Raw genomic sequence first — 18,893 nt, forward strand, 5'->3', positions numbered from 1 at the left:
GTGAATACTTGAAATCTTGTCCCAAATTACTTGTATTTGTCCCAAAATGTGCCTATGCTTGTGTCTAACGAAAGGGGAAGTCTTGAAGAAACGCAATGTAATCAATCTAATCAGGTATCACGAAGATAAAAATGAATCTGCTTTCCGCTCCGAAGTCTCAGAAATCGCTCGTGACTTTGAAGCTGCCGGTGACACGGAGCTAGCAGCATATATTATGGCGCTTATTTCGGATGCTAACGCGTTAGTTCCACAAGCTTTAGGGGAGGACGGGGGAGATTTTCTCCGTCGCTTTGAGTCTGCTTCAACGCCGTTGCCTCTCCCAGAAGCTATAGCCATGGATGTGACCGGTGTATGCAATGCCATCTCCCACAATATTGGGGTAAACAAGTTTTTATTCCAAGGTCCTCCGGGCACCGGGAAAACTCAGACATCTCGCCAAATCGCCAGAATAACTAAACGTGAGCTTTATCTGGTGGATTTTAACGCGGTTATTGACAGCAAACTTGGACAAACAGGTAAGAATATAGGTCGTCTTTTCGCGGAAATAAACGATATGAGACACCCCGATAAGGCAGTGGTCTTGTTCGATGAAATAGATGCCCTGGCACTTGATCGGGTAAATAACCATGATGTTCGGGAAATGGGCAGAGCTACTTCGGCATTATTAAAGGAACTCGACTCTCTAAATGAACAGGTGGTATTGATAGCCACTACCAATCTTTATGAGGCCCTCGATAAAGCCCTCGTCAGAAGATTTGATTCCATTATTGATTTTGGTCGGTACAGCAGGGACGACCTGTTAGAAATATCTGAAGTGATGCTGAGCGGATTATTGGACAAGTTCAAAAATGTGGCTCGCAATGTGCGCTTGTTCCGAAAAATCATGAATCAAATGCCGGAGATTCCTTACCCGGGAGAACTTGAGAATATGCTGCGAACTTCGCTTGCCTTCAGTAAACCCGGTGATCTTTACGATTATCTGCGTCGTCTCTATTCCCAGGTCTGTCCGGGGAAATCTATTAAGAATTATGCAGAACTGAGTCAGCAGGGTTTCACCTTGCGAGAGATCGAAGTGCTCTCGCAGGTGCCGAAGACAACTATTTCTCGGGAACTAAGGGAGGTGCGTGGTGAATAACCTGCTTCAGCTTAAAGGTCAGTTCCAAACCAAAGCTGCTGGGCGGCCCGGTTCGCCCCAACTGCCCAAGAATGGGGAAGTTACTGCCAAACACCTGTTAGATTTGCGGCAACAGCTGGTGGAAATAAAGGAGTATTGGCAGAACAAGCAGATACCCTTCGATCTCTTAATCAGCGTTTACTATAAGAAAGTAACAGCTAAAAGTAACCGGATTCGCCGCCTACTCGGCAGAGGTAGCTCTGGGGCTAGTAATTTCATTGTGGGATCCCGCTTCGAGGGGGATTTGGGTAACACCCACCATGTGATTACCTATTGTGTCAGCGAAAGCATAGTTGATGATTCCATCGATGTTTTAGATGGTTGCGCAGCAATTGTTGATAAATACGGTGGCAGTATCGATTATGAAATGTTGGAGCAAATAAAAAAGACTTCCAAAAATAAGTGGATTTATAAACTGCCGAAGAGCAGCTTTTTCCAGGTAATCCGGGATGCTTATTTCGCTGAGCGGTTCGGTATACGTGCTCAGCAGGAGGCAATTGACGGCTGGGTAGTTGTGAATATTTACGATACCGGATACGACGATGTTTACAATTTTCTAAAAGATTTGGGTTTAAGACTCACCCCTGACCAAGTGTTGGGAAGCGCTCTCCGGTTGAGCCCGGAGCAATACAGTGTATTGATAGGGAAATATCCCTTCCTGGTATCGATGGCGATTTCCGATATCTCCAAGTTAACCCCCGAAGAGTTTGATGAGGCGGGTATCAATCCTTTGGATATACCTAAAGCGGGTAATGAACCCATTATCGGAGTGATTGATACCCCATTTGATGAAAACGTATATTTTTCCGATTGGGTGGAGTCAATAAATCGGATTCCCCCTGAAATTGAAATACGACCGGAGGATTATGCTCACGGGACAAAAGTTACGTCGCTTATTGTCGATGGTCCAAGTCTCATGCCGAAGCTGGACGATGGTTGTGGTCGTTTCCGGGTACGGCACTTCGGGGTCGCTACCGGGTCGCGCTCGGATTCGTTTGCATTCATGAAGCATGTGACAAGAATCGTGGAACAGAACCGTGACATTAAAGTATGGAACATTTCCCAGGGTTCTGTGCGAGAGATTGCGCGTAACTTCGTGTCTCCCGAGGGCGCTATTTTGGACGAATTGCAGTCTCGCTTTGATGACATTGTTTTTGTGGTGGCAGGTACTAATCAAACCCATGACAAGCAGCAGAAAATTGGGGCTCCTGCTGATTCCATAAATTCCTTAGTTGTAAATGCAACCTCATTTTCGGGTGAAACTGCTAGTTATTCTCGAAGTGGTCCAGTCTTGGAATTTTTCAAAAAACCTGACGTTTGCGCAGTTGGTGGAGACAGTGGTGGTCTCATGTATGTCTATGCAGGAAGCGGGGGTTCTTGGGTACAGGGAACTTCTTTTGCGGCACCGTGGGTAACACGGAAAATGGCGTATTTGATGCAGATAATGGGATTTAACCGCGAAGTAGCCAAAGCACTGATAATTGACGCGGCTGCGAGATGGAAACATCACGAAGATTCTAAACGAGGGTACGGTCAGGTTCCCATTCGTATAGAGGACGTGGTTCAGTCTAAAGATGATGAAATTAAATTTGTCTTGACTGGGATTGCTGATTCCTACGAGACTTATAACTTTGGTATTCCAGTGCCGGTCGTAAACAGCAAGCACCCGTATATTGCCCGTGCCACCTTGTGCTATTTTCCCCCGTGTGACCGCCGTCAAGGCGTGGACTATACCAGTACTGAATTGGATTTACACTTTGGGCGTATTGATGACAAGGGTAGGTTGATAGCGCTTAACAATAACCGTCAGGGTGAAAATGATGATTACACTACTGAGGCTACGGCGCGTAATAGCTACCGCAAGTGGGATAACGTCAAACATATCGGTGAAGATTTTCGTAATGGTCAGCGCGGTAGGAAAGCATACGAGACGCAGATGTGGGGGTTGAAAATCCGCAAGACCACCCGGTGGGATAAGCCTGCTAGCGCCCCCTATGGAAATTTGCGGTTTGGGATAGTGGTTACTTTGCGGGAAATGGATGGTGTGAACCGTATAGATGAGTTCATTCAAAAGTGTTCGCTGCGTGGCTGGATTGTGAACAAGGTGGATATCCAAAACCGCTTGGATATCTACAATGCCGCCGAGGTGGAGATAAATTTTAAAGAATAGCTTTTATCTTTACAGGAAGAAATGCGCCACCGGGACTCACCTTGCTATCGGAAACAATTATTTGGGGTTAGCGGGAGAGGGCGAGAATCGCGCGGCGCAAACAGTCGGATCGGACTCAGAAGTGACGGTTTGCGAGTCAGTGATGATTTGCGAATGGAAAACCTCAATCGAAGGATGGTTAAGAAAAACGGTATGACGAAGAATAGTAAAGCTGAAAAGAGCCCCGGAAAGGCCAGTTCTCGGACAATAATTAAGCATGATTCCGGGCAGTTTCTGGTATTCACCGCTCAGCCCGGTGCGGGCGTTGAAGTGCGCTATCAAGAGGGAACGATTTGGCTGACGCAAAAGCTGATGGCGCAGCTGTTTGACGTGGATGTGCGGACAGTGAGCGAACATCTGCGAAATACTTTTATATCTGGAGAGTTGGAGAAAAAATCAGTTATCCGGAAATTCCGGATAACTGCTAGCGATGGCAAGTCCTACCTCACGATGCACTACAACCTAGATGCCATTATTTCCGTTGGCTACCGTGTTAACTCTATTCGCGCTACCCAGTTCCGCCAGTGGGCAACCGCAGTGCTTCGAGACTTTACTCTGCGCGGCTATGTTATTGACCGCGCACGCATGGAATCGGGGAAGATTCTCGGGCATGACTATTTCGAGGAACTACTCCAAGAAGTCCGCGAGATTCGTCTCTCCGAGCGCCGCTTTTACCAAAAAATAACCGACATCTATGCCACCGCAGTCGACTACAACCCCAATGCCCCCACGACCAAAACATTCTTCGCTGCCGTTCAAAACAAACTACATTACGCGGTGCATGGTCATACCGCTGCCGAGTTGATTGCCCAGCGAGCTGACGCTACCAAACCGCATATGGGGTTAACGACTTGGAAAAACTCTCCGGATGGGAAAGTCCTAGCCAGCGATGTTACCGTAGCCAAGAACTACCTCACGAAAGACGAATTGGCTGATTTAGGACGAATCGTTGAAGCCTATCTAAACCTGGCAGAATCGCGTGCCAAGCGGCATATTCCCACCACCATGGAAGAATGGGAGAAATTCCTAAACCAAGTACTCACTCTTGATAGTCGCGAACTCTTAGAGAGCGCCGGGAAAATCTCTAAGAAAATAGCCGACCAGGCAGCCAAAGAAGAACTGGAAAAATATCGAATAATCCAAGACGCGGAATATCAATCCGATTTCGACAAGTTCGCTGCCAAAGCCTTGGAGGCTGGGGACTATGATGGCGAAACCAGATGAAATAATCACCGAACTAAGATATGCCTTCCGCGCAGGTTAGGGCGTGCCGCAGAGTGCGGGGGATTGGTTTATCCGAGTAGGCGCGGTGGGCATAAGAATTCGGAAAATGCCTGCGGTCTTTTTCCGAATTCTTGGGCGGGAGGAAAAACCAAGACCCCGTGCTGAGAAGGTAGCTCAGTGTGACTAGGGGGCGCGGCCGGTAAAAGATACGAACGGGGCTTGACCTGCGTAGCAGGTCACGGGGTCCCGGAGTGCTTTTACCGAGCCAGCCCCGAAATGGAGAATTAGATAAGTTCAAGACCCCGCGCGTAACTTGCGACAGCGTCCTCGTCCTCGCCCTCGCCCTCGCGCTTACCCCTGCGCTACGCGTGTCCTAGTTCACCAGCGTCAAAATAGGATTGCCAGCAGCGATAATGTTAGGCTAGAAAAGCCGTTACAAGCCGGCCACGGATGCGTCATGCCCGGGTGAAACTGCCCCGGAGCTCCGTGCAACAAGTAGAAGAAAAGGAGAACCCAGTGGCACTGAGTAAAGAAGAAAAAGCCAAGATCATGGAAGAATATGCGACCCATCCCGGTGATACGGGTTCGCCTGAGGTGCAAATCGCGCTGCTATCCAAGCGGATTAAAGATTTAACTGAACACTTCAAAACTCATGCGCACGACCACCACTCCCGCCGCGGCTTGATGCTGCTGGTAGGGCAGCGTCGTCGCCTACTCGGTTACCTAAAAGACATCGATATTGAACGTTACCGTTCCCTAATCGCTCGTTTAGGTTTGCGTAAATAGTTTGCTAATCGGCCCGGTTAACGCCGGGCCGAATTGCTATCACCCCGGTTTCGGTCTTCGGTGGTGGCCTCCGGATCAGGCGCAGCAGTTTCTAGTCGCCTATCTCCGTGGGTCTCGATCGTTGACCGCCCATCACAAGGTGATAGCTCTCAGGAGGGCATCGGCCCTAGAAGAAGGAATACAAGGAGTAAATAAAAGAAAATGATGGACGATCCAGAAGTGATTGCCTCCGAGGCAATCATCGATAACGGTCGTTTCGGACAGCGCACCGTGCGCTTCGAAACCGGTCTACTCGCCCAGCAGGCTGCCGGCAGTGCGCTGGCATACCTGGATGATGAAACCACAGTTCTATCTGCCACCACGGTAGGTAAAAACCCGCGCGACCAGTTTGATTTCTTCCCGCTCACCGTTGACGTGGAAGAACGCCAATACGCGGCGGGACGTATCCCCGGAAACTTCTTCCGGCGGGAAGGACGCCCCGGCACGGAAGCGATTCTCGCAGCGCGCCAAATCGACCGTCCGTTGCGCCCCTCATTCGTAAAAGGGCTGCGTAACGAGGTACAGGTGGTAGCTACGGTACTGACCGTACACCCTGATGATGCCTACGACGTGCTAGCCATTAACGCTGCTAGCATGTCCACCCAGATTTCCGGTCTGCCCTTCTCCGGGCCGATCGGCGGCACTCGACTATCCCTAATTGATGGACAGTGGGTAGCTTTCCCACGTTACAGCGAAATCGAGCGTTCCACTTTCAACATGGTGGTTGCCGGACGGGTTATTCAAACCGCTGATGGCGGCGAAGACGTAGCCATTATGATGGTAGAGGCCGGCGGCGGCGAAGGCACCTGGGAACTAATTCAACAGGGACAGACCGCTCCGACCGAAGATGTAGTAGCTGCCGGTCTGGAAGCCGCTAAACCTTTCATTAAGGAACTATGCCGCGCGCAAGCGCAGGTAGCGGCCAAGTGTCAGAAAGAAACCCTAGAGTTCCCGCTATTTAAAGACTTCGAGGACGAACACTGGGATGCGGTGGCCGAAAACTGCCGCGAACAGCTTGACCAGGCCGTACAGATCGCAGAGAAACTCGAACGGCAAAACCGGGTTGATGAAATCAAAGACCAAATGCTTTCCGACCTGGAAGAGCGTTTCCCCGAGGGAGAGAAAGAGCTCAAAGCCGCTTTCCGCGCCCTCGAAAAAGAGCTAATCCGTACCCGCACCCTAAACGAAGGCGTGCGGATGGATGGACGTCAGCCCAACCAGATTCGCTCGCTCTATGCGCGCGCCGGAGTGCTGCCCCGCCTGCACGGATCCGCGATTTTCCGTCGCGGAGAAACCCAGGTGTTGGGGGTAACCACCCTGAATATGCTGCGGATGGAACAGCAGCTCGATAACCTCAGCCCGGTGACCCGCAAACGCTATATGCATCAATACAACTTCCCGCCCTATTGCACCGGTGAAACCGGTCGCGTGGGCAGCCCCAAGCGCCGCGAAATCGGGCACGGTCACCTCGCGGAAATGGCGTTAGAGCCGGTACTTCCCTCCAAGGAAGAATTCCCTTACGCTATCCGTCAGGTATCCGAAGTTATGGGGTCTAACGGCTCTTCCTCTATGGGTTCGGCTTGCGCCTCCACGATTTCGCTACTAAACGCGGGTGTGCCACTAAAAGCTCCGGTTGCCGGGATTGCCATGGGGCTAATGAGTGAACCGAACGAGGACGGTACCACCAAGTACATGACCCTCACCGATATTTTGGGAGCCGAGGACGGCTTCGGGGATATGGACTTCAAAGTAACCGGTACTCGGGACTTTATTACCGCCCTACAGCTAGACACCAAGCTGGACGGTATCCCCTCTGACGTGCTGAAAGGTGCGCTAGCTCAGGCTAAGGAAGCCCGCCTGGAAATCTTGAACCTGATTGAACAGGCTATTCCAGAACCGGACGAAATGAGCCCCTATGCTCCGCGCATCATCACCGTACAGGTGCCGGTAGACAAGATTGGCGAGGTCATCGGCCCGAAGGGCAAGATGATTAACCAGATTCAAGAAGATACTGGCGCGGAAGTAACTATCGAAGATGACGGCACTGTCTATATTTCTTCCTCCGATGCTGAATCGGCAGAGGCAGCTCGGGCCGCCGTGAATGCAATCGCTAACCCGCAAATGCCTGAGGTAGGGGAGCGTTTCGTGGGAACCGTGGTTAAGACCACCTCCTTCGGGGCTTTCATATCCCTGACCCCCGGCAAGGACGGTCTGCTGCATATTTCCCAGATCCGTCGCCTGGTAGGGGGCAAACGCATCAACCAGGTAGAGGACGTACTGGGCGTTGGCGACCAAGTTCAGGTAGAGATCGAAGAAATCGATGAACGGGGCAAACTGTCCCTGGTGGCGGTACTCAGTGAAGAGCAAGAGGCCGCATTAGCTGAAAACGAAGCTAAGCAGGAATCTCGTCGCTCCGAAGACGAAGAGCGTCCTCGTCGCCCTCGTAACCGTAGCCGCCGGCATCGCAATAATCGTCGCGATGATCGACGTGACGATCGCCGCGAAGAGCAATCAGATGGTGACGATGAATAATCGCTAAGAATAGTTGGCGAGGGCGAGTAAATGGCGCCCTCGCCAACTTTTATTTTCAGGAAAGAGATATACAGTGCGCAGATTTTTTGATTTGCTGCTTGCAGGGATAGGCATATTTGTTTCCCTGTTTATTTGCCTAATCTTATTTTCTGTTACCGCCGGTGATGAACAGGGACTGGCTACAGTTTTTACTGTTTTTTCCCTGCTAATCATCTCGGCAATCTCCTGGATATTTTTATCCATATTGGCTGGTATTCGCCTAGTTTTTAAGTTAGATGCCTGTCCTTTTTGGGGACGAGCCTTAATCATCTCCATCCTGAGTTTTGGGGCTTGTCTGCTTTATGCATTCATATCCGCTAGCGCCCAAGCTGAATTATTATCGGTTGCGCTCGCGATTTTCTCGGCTTTTACTTTCGCCTTATTCGGTTGTGCTTTAGCGATAAAAACTATCTCAACCAAGAAACGCTCTAACCAAGAAAATGAAACCGCTAAAGCTATAAAGAATCCCAGAAAAAACGGCAGTTTTAAGCCCAAAAAATCAAGAGGGAAATAGAAAATAATATGCCTGAGATTAACGATTTTGAACTTCCCCTCAATGCTGATTGTCCTCGCATCAGCATTAAAGAGAACGGCACTTTAATTGAGCGGTCGATACTTCCCGGCGGCATCCGCTTGATTACCCAACAGGTTCCTGCCTCGCCCTCGGTCGTCCTCGGATTTTGGATTCCGGCAGGTTCTCGTGACGAAGGTGAGGAACATCTAGGCTCTACCCACTATCTTGAACACTTACTGTTCAAAGGCTCTGCCACCCGCAGCGCGAAGGAAATCTCCCGTTCCTTTGATGCCGTAGGGGGAGAACTAAACGCTGCCACCGCCAAAGAATCCACCCACTATTATTGCCGGGTACTCTCCCGCGACCTGCCAATGGCGGTGGAAGTGCTCACCGAAATGCTAGCGCGCCCAGCCTTGGCACAGGCAGATTTCGACCTAGAACGCGCGGTTATCCTGGACGAACTGGCCATGTCGCAAGATGATCCCCAAGATGTTTGCTACGAAGAATTCTTAAGCCAGTTATATGGGGATTCTCCTCTTGGTAGACCAGTTGGAGGTACGGCAAGCACCGTAGCTGCTACCCCCTTAGAGGCAGTGAAATCACACCATCAACGCTGGTATCAACCTCAACATTTGGTGGTTGCTGCCGCCGGTGACATCAGCCATGACTATTTGGCAGAACTGATAATGACAGCAGCTGCAAAAAACGGTTGGGAACTTGATAGCGGTAAGGACGCGGAAATCCCTTCCCGCCCCGCACCCCTTCCAGCCGTTAGAGCTGATAAACAGCTAAATAAAAAGGTTGAGCAAGCGCAAATCATTATCGGTACCCGTTCCCTGCCCGCCAATTCCCCCCAACGTGACACCTTAAGTCTATTGCTGACCATACTATCGGGGGGAATGTCCGCTAGACTTTTCCAAGAAATCCGGGAAAAGCGGGGACTTGCCTACTCGACCTATGCGTTTGATAGCTCCTACACTGACAGCGGAGCCTTTGGTCTTTACGCCGGTTGCGCCCCTAAGAATCTGCAAAAGGTTACCGATTTATTGCATAGGGAACTAGAAAAACTAGCTGAGAGCGGAGTTGAAGAACGCGAACTCAAGGAAGCATTAGGGCAGCTCAGTGGGGGAGTGCTACTGGGGATGGACGATAACAGGGCACGGATGGCGCGCCTGGGACGCGCAGAAGTTACCGGAGGACGTCTGCGCACTATCGACCAGATGAATGCGGCGCTGCGGCGTGTAACGGTGGCAGATATTTGCTCTCTAGCAGCGCAATTCTTAGACGCACCCCAGGTGAAAGTCACAGTAAGCCCCACCGTGTCATAAGCTGATTGGGTGAAGTTAAAGAGATTATTCCCTTTTCTGGTTAGCGCAGCTCTACTTGCTGGCTGTAGCCCCGCCACCCAGTCCCCTCAAACAAAACCGGTTCCAGAGGAAACCAACCCTAAGGTGACCAGTTCGCCAACTGCTGCCCCTGAGACTTCTAGCCCTAGCGCAACCCCTACGGTTAGTTTCACCCCGAAAGCTAATCTCAGCGAGGCACAAAATAGTTTCGTCAAACAGGTGATGGAAAAGAATCATTACAATCAAAGAACCGCCGAACTGGTATTAGGGCCCGCCCAATCCCTATGTGGGCTGCTAGATACAAAGCAGGCGGATTCTGCCGCCAATAAAAAAACTCTCTTTGACATTTATAACAAAGTCGATTCGGCGGATTTGCGGCAGGAATGGTACAACAATTTATCGGTTGCCGGACAGACTATTTGCCCTGATAAATCCCAAATAATTAATGCGAATAAACCTGAAGGTGTGAAATAGAGATGACTGACATACTGAAAGTTGCGGTAATTGGTGCCGGTGGGCGTATGGGACAGACCTGCTGTGATGCCATCGAGAACTGCACTGATATGCAGCTGGTTGCCCGCTTAGGTCGCGGTGATGAAATCACGGCACAAACTTTGCGGGGAGCGCAGGTCGCTGTCGAGTTCACTATCCCCAACGCCAGTTTCGCTAATACCGAGGCGATTTTGCGCGCTGGTGCGCACGCGGTAGTAGGTACCTCAGGCTGGGACGAGGACGCACAGGCAAAAATTCAGGAAGTGGCGCGCGAAACTGGGCGTAACGTATTGATTGCACCCAACTTTGCCCTCTCCGCAGTGCTGGTGATGGTTTTTTCCCGGCTGGCTGCACCGTTCTTTACTTCCGCCGAAATCGTAGAAACCCATCACCCTAATAAACTAGATGCCCCCAGCGGGACAGCGCTAGCAACCGCCCAGCAAATGGCAGCCGCCCGCAAGCAAGCCGCTATTCCTGCTGCCCCCGATGCCACTACCACCGACCCTGAGGGCGCGCGCGGCATGAAAGTTGGGGACGTGGGGATTCATTCCTTGCGGATTCTGGGAGCTAACGCCCATCAAGAAGTAATCCTAGGTAACCAGAGAGAACAGTTACGACTAGGTACTAACTGTTTTGACCGTTCCTCTTTTATGCCGGGTATGCTGCTGGCTGTCCGTAAAGTTACTGATGCGGCTCCTCTTACGGTGGGGTTAGATAAAGTCATGGATTTAGGAATCTAAGGTGTTATCAAGGTCAGATGCAACCGGATCGGTTCGCCTCGCTAAAAGTGAAGATATGCCGAGTTGGGGACAAATCCAATCGGCTGCAATGCGTAAAGATTTACATTCTCATTTAGGGCAGGTAGACCCGCAAACCTTAGCGTTGATTAACTCCGGAGAAATCACTAAAGCCTGGACGCAATCCCTGCTTAGCCCGCCCTCCCCAAAACATCATTTACTTTCGGCGGTAAATAAAGGACAGGTTGTGGGAATGGCGGCGATTGCCCCGGCTCCTACAATGTTGGCGAAGCCGAAACAGTCTCCGCTAGCGCAGCGGGGAGCAGATTCGGAAATCGTGGCGCTAGAGGTTAGTGATTGGGAAAAGAACCTCGACGATGCTTCTCGCCTACTTCACGCGATTGTTGATATGTTGCGTCTTTCGGGAGCAAGTCGGGTACAAATCTGGTTGGCGGCTGGGGGGAAAGAAAAAATCCGCTTCTTTTCCGAATGCGGATTTTCTCCGGCGGGTCTACGTCAGGGCTTGCAGGTGGGGCAAGAATCCATGGTGCAGCACCTGTGGTTTTGTGACCTTTAAACCCCTCTCGCTCGCTTTTTGGACGAAATAAAAATCGGCAGGTAGAGCAGGTACAGTGGAGTCATGAGTAACCTAGAGAGCGCTTTTCGGTTAGCTGGTTCGGTTGGGGTGGCGATGGTAACCCCCTTTCAACCTGATGGCGCTGTAGATTATGACGCCGCCGCAAACCTAGCGAAACACCTGGTAGACCAGGGAGTAAACCATCTGGTGCTTTCTGGAACCACCGGGGAGGCTCCTACCACTCATCTAGATGAAAAAGAACAGCTGATAAAGGTGGTTCGCCAAGCAATCGGAGACGATATTTTCATTACCGCCGGCGCTGGCTCTAATGACACTGAACACTCAGTACGGATGGCGCGCAGCGCCCAGGAAGCCGGAGCTAACGGGCTTTTGCTGGTTTCTCCTTACTATTCTCGTCCCTCCCAAGAGGGGCTATATCAGCACTTTGTGAAAGTATCCTCCCAGGTAGACCTGCCGATAACTCTTTACGATATTCCCGGACGCACCGGGGTAGCTATTGGTGATGAACTACTAAAACGTCTGGCTGAAATCGATAATATTGTGGCGGTCAAAGACGCTACCGGCAAAGTCGAGGTAGGTGCAAGGCGGATAGCGCAAACCGGGCTAGCTTTTTACTCCGGTGACGACGCTCTTAACTATTCGTGGCTAACTCATGGGGCTATCGGGATTATCAGCGTGGTCGCTCACGTATCCGCTCCCAGCTACCGCAAAATGGTGCAGCTGGTAGAAAGGGGAGACTATCAGGGGGCTCTGCAACTTTCCCTAGAACTGGAGCCCCTGGTAAAAGCGTTAATGGGAGGGGGACAAGGAGCAGTAATGGCCAAGCACGCCCTCGCCCTCCAAAAAATTATTCCCTCTGATGCTTTGCGTTTGCCTCTAGCCCCAGCCAGCAGTGAAGAAATAAAACAGCTGCAAAAAACGCTTGCAGATTTCGCTTTGCTCTAAGTCTGCTTGCTCGCTGCCGCTACCACTAATATCCCTAACCCCAACGCCGCTAGTTATTCCCAATCACTAACCGCCCAGGCGGGGTATTTTAACCCCAAATAGCTAAGCGTCACTATATTTATATCTTTTGCGCGCGCACGTTTGCCATAAACGAGCAAAATCGCAAGAATTAGACGTGTGAATCCGCTATATCCTGAACTTCCTTACCCCCCCGCCCTCAAATCTGGTGCTATCCGGATTATTCCCCTAGGAGGACTGGGGGAAGTAGGACGGAATATGACCGTCATTGAACTGGACGGCAAAATCCTGATTGTGGACTGTGGGGTGCTCTTCCCTGAAGAGCTACAACCCGGTGTTGATTTGATTCTCCCCGACTTTTCTTACCTGAAAGAACGGATGAATGACGTGGTAGGGTTGGTGCTCACCCACGGACATGAAGACCATATCGGGGCAGTACCCTACCTGTTGCGACTACGCGAAGACATACCGATTTACGGTTCTGAACTGACCCTCGCTTTTTTGCGTCCCAAACTGGAAGAACATCGACTGAGCGCGGCGCATCTACATCAAGTCAGTGAGGGCGAGAGTATTGACCTAGATAATTTCACTTGCGAATTCTTGGCAGTTACCCACTCGATTCCCGATGCCTTAGCCGTTATGATTCGCACTTACGCTGGAAACCTGCTGGTAACCGGCGATTATAAACTTGATCAGCTGCCACTGGATAAACGAATCACAGACCTGAGAGGTTTCGCCCGCATGGGGGAAGAGGGCGTTGATTTGTTCCTGGTGGACTCCACCAATGCGGAAGTGCCGGGCTTTATCACTCCGGAAAAAGAAATCGGTCCGGTAATCCGCCAGGTGTTAGCCGAATCCAGTGGGCAGGTAGTGGTAGCTTCCTTCGCCTCCCATGTGCACCGGGTACAACAAGTCCTAGAAGCTGCCCAGGCGGTGGGCAGAAAAGTTTGCCTCTCGGGTCGTTCTATGGAACGCAATATGAATATCGCTGCTCAAGCAGGTTATTTAGAGCTAGACCCCGAAGTGGTGGTGCGCGCCGAAGATATGAAGCATTTACCTGCCAATAAACGAGTATGGATGGTTACCGGCTCCCAAGGTGAGCCTATGGCAGCGCTATCTCGGATTGCGCAAGGGCAACATCGGCTAGTGACTTTGGAACCTGACGATACCGTCTTGTTGGCGTCCTCCCTAATACCGGGGAATGAAAACTCGGTTTACCGGGTAATAAACGCGCTGATGCGCCAAGGAGCCAAGGTAGTGCATAAAGGTAACCGGGCAGTGCATGTTTCCGGGCACGCCGCTCAAGGAGAATTGCTTTATACCTACAATATCGTCCAGCCCAAGAACGTCATGCCCATTCACGGCGAAATTCGACATTTGATTGCTAACGGTCAGATTGCGCACGCCACTGGGATTGCCGAAGAGAACATTGCTCTAGCCGAGGACGGGGTAGTAGTAGACCTCAAAGATGGAAAAGCCCAGGTAGTAGGGCAGGTTGATTGTGAATATGTTTATGTTGATGGTGGCTCCATCGGCGAAATTGATGAAGACCAGTTGAAAGACCGAATGACCTTGGGGGAAGAAGGCTTCGTGTCAGTATTTGCCGCCGTAGACGTGCCCACCAAGATCATTGTTGCCGGTCCGCATATTACTGCGCGGGGAATGGCCGAGGACGAGGGAGTATTTAGAGAGGTACTCCCGGACGTGACCGAGGCGCTGCAAAAAGCCTTAAATCTAGGAGATAGCGACCCCTACCGCCTCCAACAGGCAATGCGCCGCGCCCTGGGACGTTGGGTGGCGCGCCGGTTGCGGCGTCGCCCGATGATTGTGCCGGTAGTCGTGGAGATTTAAATATGAATGCTAGCAGTAAGACTAAAAGCTCTTGGAAACAGCAGGTTCCAGTATGCGCCGGTTGGGTTTACAGCTTGGGGGCTATCTTTTGCCTGATAACCATAGTTTTACGTTATCTGTTTGAATTCGGTTTTAACCGGATAACTGTCTATATACTGCTTACTTTGGGGGTACCGGCGCTTCCTACCTTATCGACGGCGGTACTGCTAGCTTTTGTAGCTCTCTTGTGTTTTATGCGAAAACGCCTGGCAGTAATCGTAATGATATCCATGCAATCCCTGATGGCTCTACTGTGTTTACTAACCTTAATTGTCTTATGGTTCGATGGAGAACTAAAACAGAAATATGCGTTAGAACCAGCAATTTTTCTGGTTATCGCGATTGGAATCATCGTCCTTTTAACTAAATCTGTCTCTGGATTTTGGGGGCGGGTAAAGCTGCGTTCCCTGTTAGTTGGCTTCAGCATAGTATTGGCGGGGGAGGCAATCTTATTTGGAATTGCTTTTGCTTTGACCCGCCACCTCACGCCAGCAACTATTGCCTCTTCGGATATAGCGCTGTGGGTGCTGCGACGTATCAGCGGATTACCGTTCTTGTCTACGCCTCAAATAAATACCCTGTTGCGAGAATTTCCCGGAATCAAAGCATTATCGCTGATAGTGATGATTCTGTCGGCAGTTATTATCTTCTATGCGGTGATGCGTATTCTGATTGGTCAACGCTGCGAAATTCGCAGCAAACGAGATGACCTGCGTTTACGTAAACTTTTGATTCAATGGGGAGCAGAAGATTCCCTAGGGTATTTCGCTACTCGTAATAATCGCACGGTGATTTTCAGTTCCGATGAATCCTCAGCTATCTCCTATGGAGTCAGCGGGGGAATAGCTTTAGCCGCCGGTGACCCGATTGGAAACCCGGATTCCTGGGAAGACGTGGTTTTACGCTGGAAAAAGCATTGTTACAGTCAAGGTTGGATTCCAGCCGTGATAGCGGCCAGCGCTCAAGGAGCCAGAGTCTACCGGCGCAGCGGGATGATGGTGAAAAAAATGGGAGACGAGGCCATCATCTCCGCTGACAGATTTGATGAAAACTCGGTACATGGTCGCGCACTCCTGGCTGCTCAACGGCGGATTAGACGTAGCGGAATCAATATCGAAGTGCGCCGCCAAAGCGAAATCACTCCCTGTGAGCTAAGCGAACTAGAAATGGCAGCCAGCCTGTTTCGGATTGGGAATGAACGCGGCTTCTCAATGAGCCTAGATAGAGTGTTCGCCCCTCAAGATGATCGACAACTTATTTGCACCGCGAGAGGAAACAACGGTGAACTACAGTGTTTACTGACTTTTGTTCCCTGGGGGCCGCGCGGAGTCTCTCTGAATTTGATGCGCAGGGCAAAAAATGCTGCCAACGGGGTAGTAGAAGCAATGGTGCTGCAAATGCTGCAACACGGCTTTGAACAGGGTATTGATCGGTTCTCGCTCAATTTCGCCATGTTTAGAGAAATATTTGTTGAGGGCGAATCGGTAGATGCCACTCTTAACGACCGTTTTAAACGGATTCTGTTTATTAAGGCTTCAAAGTTTTGGCAGTTGCAGTCCCTATATGAATCTAACGCCCGTTACAATCCACGTTGGTTAAGCAGGTATATGTGCTTTTCTTCGGACCCGCTAGTGCCTTTGACTCTAATAGCTGCCGGTTGTTTAGAAGGCTTTATTCCCGCGCCCGCCTCTTTGCTGACTCTCAAAGGAACTCAATGGGAAGCAGACGAAGAGTATTTAACTCAGCTGAAACATATCCGCCAAGAACTCACCTCTCAGGCGGTTACCTATAAACTCACCGACCAGCAGAAAGTCCGCCGTAAAAAAGCAGAAAAGCTATTATCGGTCGGGATAGAGCCTTTCCCTCCCGGTTTTGACCTAGGCGAGCCTTTGGAAAAGGTGTTTAAGCAAATAACTAACCGCGGGGCTCTAACCTCACTACCTGGGGGTAATGCTCAAAATGCTGACATTAATCCCCCTGGCAGCGCTGCTAGCGTGACTGAGGCATCCACTTGCGGGAATTCGCCCTTAAAAACCCATGGCCGCATCGTAGCAAAACGCAACCATGGGGGAGTATGGTTCTGGGATTTATATGACCGGGGAACCTACCTCCAAGTAGTTTTAGAAAAACAACACCTAGCTTCCCGAGACTTCGCTAATCTGCCCCTACTTGACCTGGGAGATCAAATAGTCGTCAGCGGAACCTGCGGCACTTCCCGCAACGGCACGCCCTCACTAATTGCCCAAAAATGGGTGCTAGCTGCAAAAGCGCTTCGCCCCTCACCCCACCCGAAAGAAAACCTAGACGAGAAAACCTCCGCTCGCGACCGCACCCTAACGCTGCGTAACGACCCTGTAGCTCTGCAAATGCTAGAAGAACGCTCGCGGGCATTAACAGCGGTACGTGCGGAGCTTGCTCAGGCAGGATTTTTAGAAGTAGAAACCCCGATACTGCAAGCCGTGCAAGGCGGCGCTAATGCGCGTCCGTTTGTAACCCGCTCTAATGCTTACTCTATCGATATGTTTTTGCGTATCGCCCCCGAGCTATATCTAAAACGCCTGGCAGTGGCGGGAATGGGGGCAATTTTTGAAATGGGACGCTCTTTCCGTAACGAGGGCGCTGACGCAACTCATAACCCCGAGTTTACGTCTCTAGAGGTTTATAAGGCGGGCGCTGACTACCTGGAGATGATGACTTTAACCCGCAAACTCTACCAGAGGGCGGCGCGCGCGATTCATGGACGAGAAATCGCTTTACGTCCCCTTAGCGACCCGGGAAATCAAAAGATTGAGCGTAGCGTAAAGGGAACAGATTATTATGCCTACGATATTTCTGGAGACTGGCCGGCAATTCCGGTTTACCAAGCCATCTCTAAGGCTTTAGAGGAAGAAATCACGGCAGATACTGGGGAGAGCGTTCTCCGGCAAGCTTGCCAGAAGTTCGGTATCGAAACTCCTCCCGGAGCTGACCATGGAAGATTAATCGGGGCGCTCTATGATGAGCTGGTCGAGGCTAAAACCACTCGCCCCACTTTCTATATGGATTTCCCGGTTTCATCTTCGCCGCTGACCCGAAAACACCGTGCCCATCCGCGCCTGGCAGAACGCTGGGATTTGGTGGCTTTTGGTATGGAACTAGGAACCGCCTATACCGAACTGACAGATCCGCGTGAACAGCGGGAACGTTTTACTCAGCAGTCGCTGGCGGCCGCTGCGGGTGACCCGGAAGCAATGAGCCTAGATGAAGATTTCTTGAACTGTTTAGAACTGGGATTATTGCCTTTGGGAGGGCTAGGATTAGGAATGGATCGCATGGTAATGATGCTGCTAGGTTGCGATATTCGCCAAGTGCTGGCATTCCCGTTCGTCAAACCGCGAAGCTGAAATCCGAAATAGGTTGGAATCAATGGATAATCAGAAGAACAAGCTGGTGTCAGTAGCAGCAGTAGTGCTGACTTTACCTCTAAAAATGCCGCAACTGCCCGAGCGGGGAACCACCGTTCTAGGGCAGGCGCAACGTCCGGGAGTGGGGGAGGCAGCAGAGGTAATGATAGCTGCCGCTCGCCAGGCAGTACCGGTAATCAACCTGTCTTGCCTGGGAACTGGTCCTAACTCTACCCAGGCACGCCAAGTGCTGCGCAAAGCCAATATCCAGACCAAAGCGGTCGAAGTAGTTGGCGATATTGGCATGAAAATCCAGATGATTGAGACTGGAGGCTACTATGCCTCGGTGCTCACTACCGGGGTGGAGGTCGATATTTCTGCCCTGGAACTAACTAAAGTTGCCTTGCAACCGGGCGACTTAGTATATATTTCCGCTGGCGACCTCATACATTCCTCGTATCGTTCCGCTCTGGGGCAATGGTTACCCACCATAGCCGCTGAGGTAACGGTAGTGATGGCTGCTACTCCTCGAATATCGCAAATTGACCCGCACTATGTTTCCCAGGTGCTACCTTACGTTGATGTCCTGACCTGTAACGAGCACGAGTCTCGATTCTTACCCGGCTCTGTTGGGCATCTTAGCTGCGGATATGTGGCGGAAAAGCTTCCAGAATCTGCCTGGGCGGTAGAGCGGGTGGGCTCTCACGGTGCGAAACTTATTGATGCTCACCGTGAAACCATGATTCCCTCTCTGAATGTGAAAGCTGTCGATACTTTGGGGGTAGGGGCGGCTCATACCGGGGTTTTGCTGGCGGAACTGGTTAAAGGGCATAAGCGCCGGGAAGCTCTGGCCAGGGCGAATATCGCCGGGGCTTTAGCAGCTACGAAGGAGGGAAATGATGCCTGCCCTGATGAAGTCGAAATTAGTCGATATCTCGATAAAATCGTTTTCTGGTCTTAAAGGCTG

Annotated in this window: 14 protein-coding genes; all 14 read left to right on the forward strand. The window is 51.0% G+C overall.

Features of this window, described 5'->3' with window-relative positions; all coding sequences use genetic code 11:
* Nucleotides 1-82 precede the first annotated feature (82 nt).
* The 14 genes from PG728_RS00840 to PG728_RS00905 all read left to right on the forward strand — a co-directional run bounded on the left by PG728_RS00840 (nucleotide 83) and on the right by PG728_RS00905 (nucleotide 18,887).
* On the forward strand, nucleotides 83-1,135 hold the full coding sequence (locus PG728_RS00840; RefSeq protein WP_270625161.1) for an ATP-binding protein: 1,053 nt from the start codon (nucleotides 83-85) through the stop codon (nucleotides 1,133-1,135).
* Entirely contained in the window at nucleotides 1,128-3,344 is a 2,217-nt protein-coding gene (locus PG728_RS00845; RefSeq protein ID WP_270625163.1) for a S8 family peptidase, read from the forward strand. The genes PG728_RS00840 and PG728_RS00845 overlap by 8 nt, the downstream gene beginning before the upstream one ends.
* A 192-nt stretch (nucleotides 3,345-3,536) precedes the next feature.
* Entirely contained in the window at nucleotides 3,537-4,607 is a 1,071-nt protein-coding gene (locus PG728_RS00850) for a virulence RhuM family protein (protein WP_270625165.1), read from the forward strand.
* 516 nt (nucleotides 4,608-5,123) lie between these two features.
* Nucleotides 5,124-5,393, forward strand: coding sequence for a 30S ribosomal protein S15 (gene rpsO, locus PG728_RS00855; RefSeq protein WP_024058511.1), 270 nt, complete (start codon nucleotides 5,124-5,126; stop codon nucleotides 5,391-5,393).
* A gap of 201 nt (nucleotides 5,394-5,594) precedes the next feature.
* Nucleotides 5,595-7,964, forward strand: a complete 2,370-nt coding sequence (locus tag PG728_RS00860) for a polyribonucleotide nucleotidyltransferase (protein ID WP_270625168.1) — start codon at nucleotides 5,595-5,597, stop codon at nucleotides 7,962-7,964.
* A gap of 73 nt (nucleotides 7,965-8,037) precedes the next feature.
* Nucleotides 8,038-8,517, forward strand: coding sequence for a hypothetical protein (locus PG728_RS00865; protein ID WP_270625169.1), 480 nt, complete (start codon nucleotides 8,038-8,040; stop codon nucleotides 8,515-8,517).
* 8 nt (nucleotides 8,518-8,525) lie between these two features.
* On the forward strand, nucleotides 8,526-9,845 hold the full coding sequence (locus PG728_RS00870; protein WP_270625171.1) for a M16 family metallopeptidase: 1,320 nt from the start codon (nucleotides 8,526-8,528) through the stop codon (nucleotides 9,843-9,845).
* A 9-nt stretch (nucleotides 9,846-9,854) separates the two neighbouring features.
* On the forward strand, nucleotides 9,855-10,337 hold the full coding sequence (locus tag PG728_RS00875) for a hypothetical protein (protein ID WP_270625172.1): 483 nt from the start codon (nucleotides 9,855-9,857) through the stop codon (nucleotides 10,335-10,337).
* A gap of 2 nt (nucleotides 10,338-10,339) precedes the next feature.
* Nucleotides 10,340-11,095 carry a 4-hydroxy-tetrahydrodipicolinate reductase gene (gene dapB, locus PG728_RS00880; RefSeq protein WP_270625174.1) on the forward strand — a complete coding sequence of 252 codons (756 nt, stop codon included), beginning with the start codon at nucleotides 10,340-10,342 and terminating at the stop codon, nucleotides 11,093-11,095.
* Between the two features lies 1 nt (nucleotide 11,096).
* The gene (locus tag PG728_RS00885) at nucleotides 11,097-11,669 is read left to right on the forward strand and encodes a GNAT family N-acetyltransferase (RefSeq protein WP_270625176.1); all 573 of its coding nucleotides are present in this window, start codon (nucleotides 11,097-11,099) and stop codon (nucleotides 11,667-11,669) included.
* 63 nt (nucleotides 11,670-11,732) lie between these two features.
* Complete coding sequence (dapA, locus tag PG728_RS00890) at nucleotides 11,733-12,635, forward strand: 4-hydroxy-tetrahydrodipicolinate synthase (RefSeq protein WP_270625178.1); 903 nt, start codon at nucleotides 11,733-11,735, stop codon at nucleotides 12,633-12,635.
* 177 nt (nucleotides 12,636-12,812) lie between these two features.
* Nucleotides 12,813-14,504 carry a ribonuclease J gene (locus PG728_RS00895; protein ID WP_270625179.1) on the forward strand — a complete coding sequence of 564 codons (1,692 nt, stop codon included), beginning with the start codon at nucleotides 12,813-12,815 and terminating at the stop codon, nucleotides 14,502-14,504.
* Between the two features lie 2 nt (nucleotides 14,505-14,506).
* Complete coding sequence (lysX, locus tag PG728_RS00900) at nucleotides 14,507-17,926, forward strand: bifunctional lysylphosphatidylglycerol synthetase/lysine--tRNA ligase LysX (RefSeq protein WP_270625180.1); 3,420 nt, start codon at nucleotides 14,507-14,509, stop codon at nucleotides 17,924-17,926.
* A gap of 22 nt (nucleotides 17,927-17,948) precedes the next feature.
* Nucleotides 17,949-18,887 carry a PfkB family carbohydrate kinase gene (locus tag PG728_RS00905; protein WP_270625181.1) on the forward strand — a complete coding sequence of 313 codons (939 nt, stop codon included), beginning with the start codon at nucleotides 17,949-17,951 and terminating at the stop codon, nucleotides 18,885-18,887.
* The last annotated feature ends 6 nt before the right edge of the window (nucleotides 18,888-18,893 follow it).

This window comes from Varibaculum timonense, assembly GCF_027694345.1.
Lineage (GTDB): Bacteria > Actinomycetota > Actinomycetes > Actinomycetales > Actinomycetaceae > Varibaculum > Varibaculum timonense_A.

What these genes read in the sequence shown, in the direction of transcription:
- PG728_RS00850 (WP_270625165.1), top strand. Translation starts at nt 3,537, where the DNA reads ATGACGAAGAATAGTAAAGCTGAAAAGAGCCCCGGAAAGGCCAGTTCT.
- lysX (WP_270625180.1), top strand. Translation starts at nt 14,507, where the DNA reads ATGAATGCTAGCAGTAAGACTAAAAGCTCTTGGAAACAGCAGGTTCCA.
- PG728_RS00870 (WP_270625171.1), top strand. Translation starts at nt 8,526, where the DNA reads ATGCCTGAGATTAACGATTTTGAACTTCCCCTCAATGCTGATTGTCCT.
- PG728_RS00860 (WP_270625168.1), top strand. Translation starts at nt 5,595, where the DNA reads ATGATGGACGATCCAGAAGTGATTGCCTCCGAGGCAATCATCGATAAC.
- dapA (WP_270625178.1), top strand. Translation starts at nt 11,733, where the DNA reads ATGAGTAACCTAGAGAGCGCTTTTCGGTTAGCTGGTTCGGTTGGGGTG.
- PG728_RS00905 (WP_270625181.1), top strand. Translation starts at nt 17,949, where the DNA reads ATGGATAATCAGAAGAACAAGCTGGTGTCAGTAGCAGCAGTAGTGCTG.
- dapB (WP_270625174.1), top strand. Translation starts at nt 10,340, where the DNA reads ATGACTGACATACTGAAAGTTGCGGTAATTGGTGCCGGTGGGCGTATG.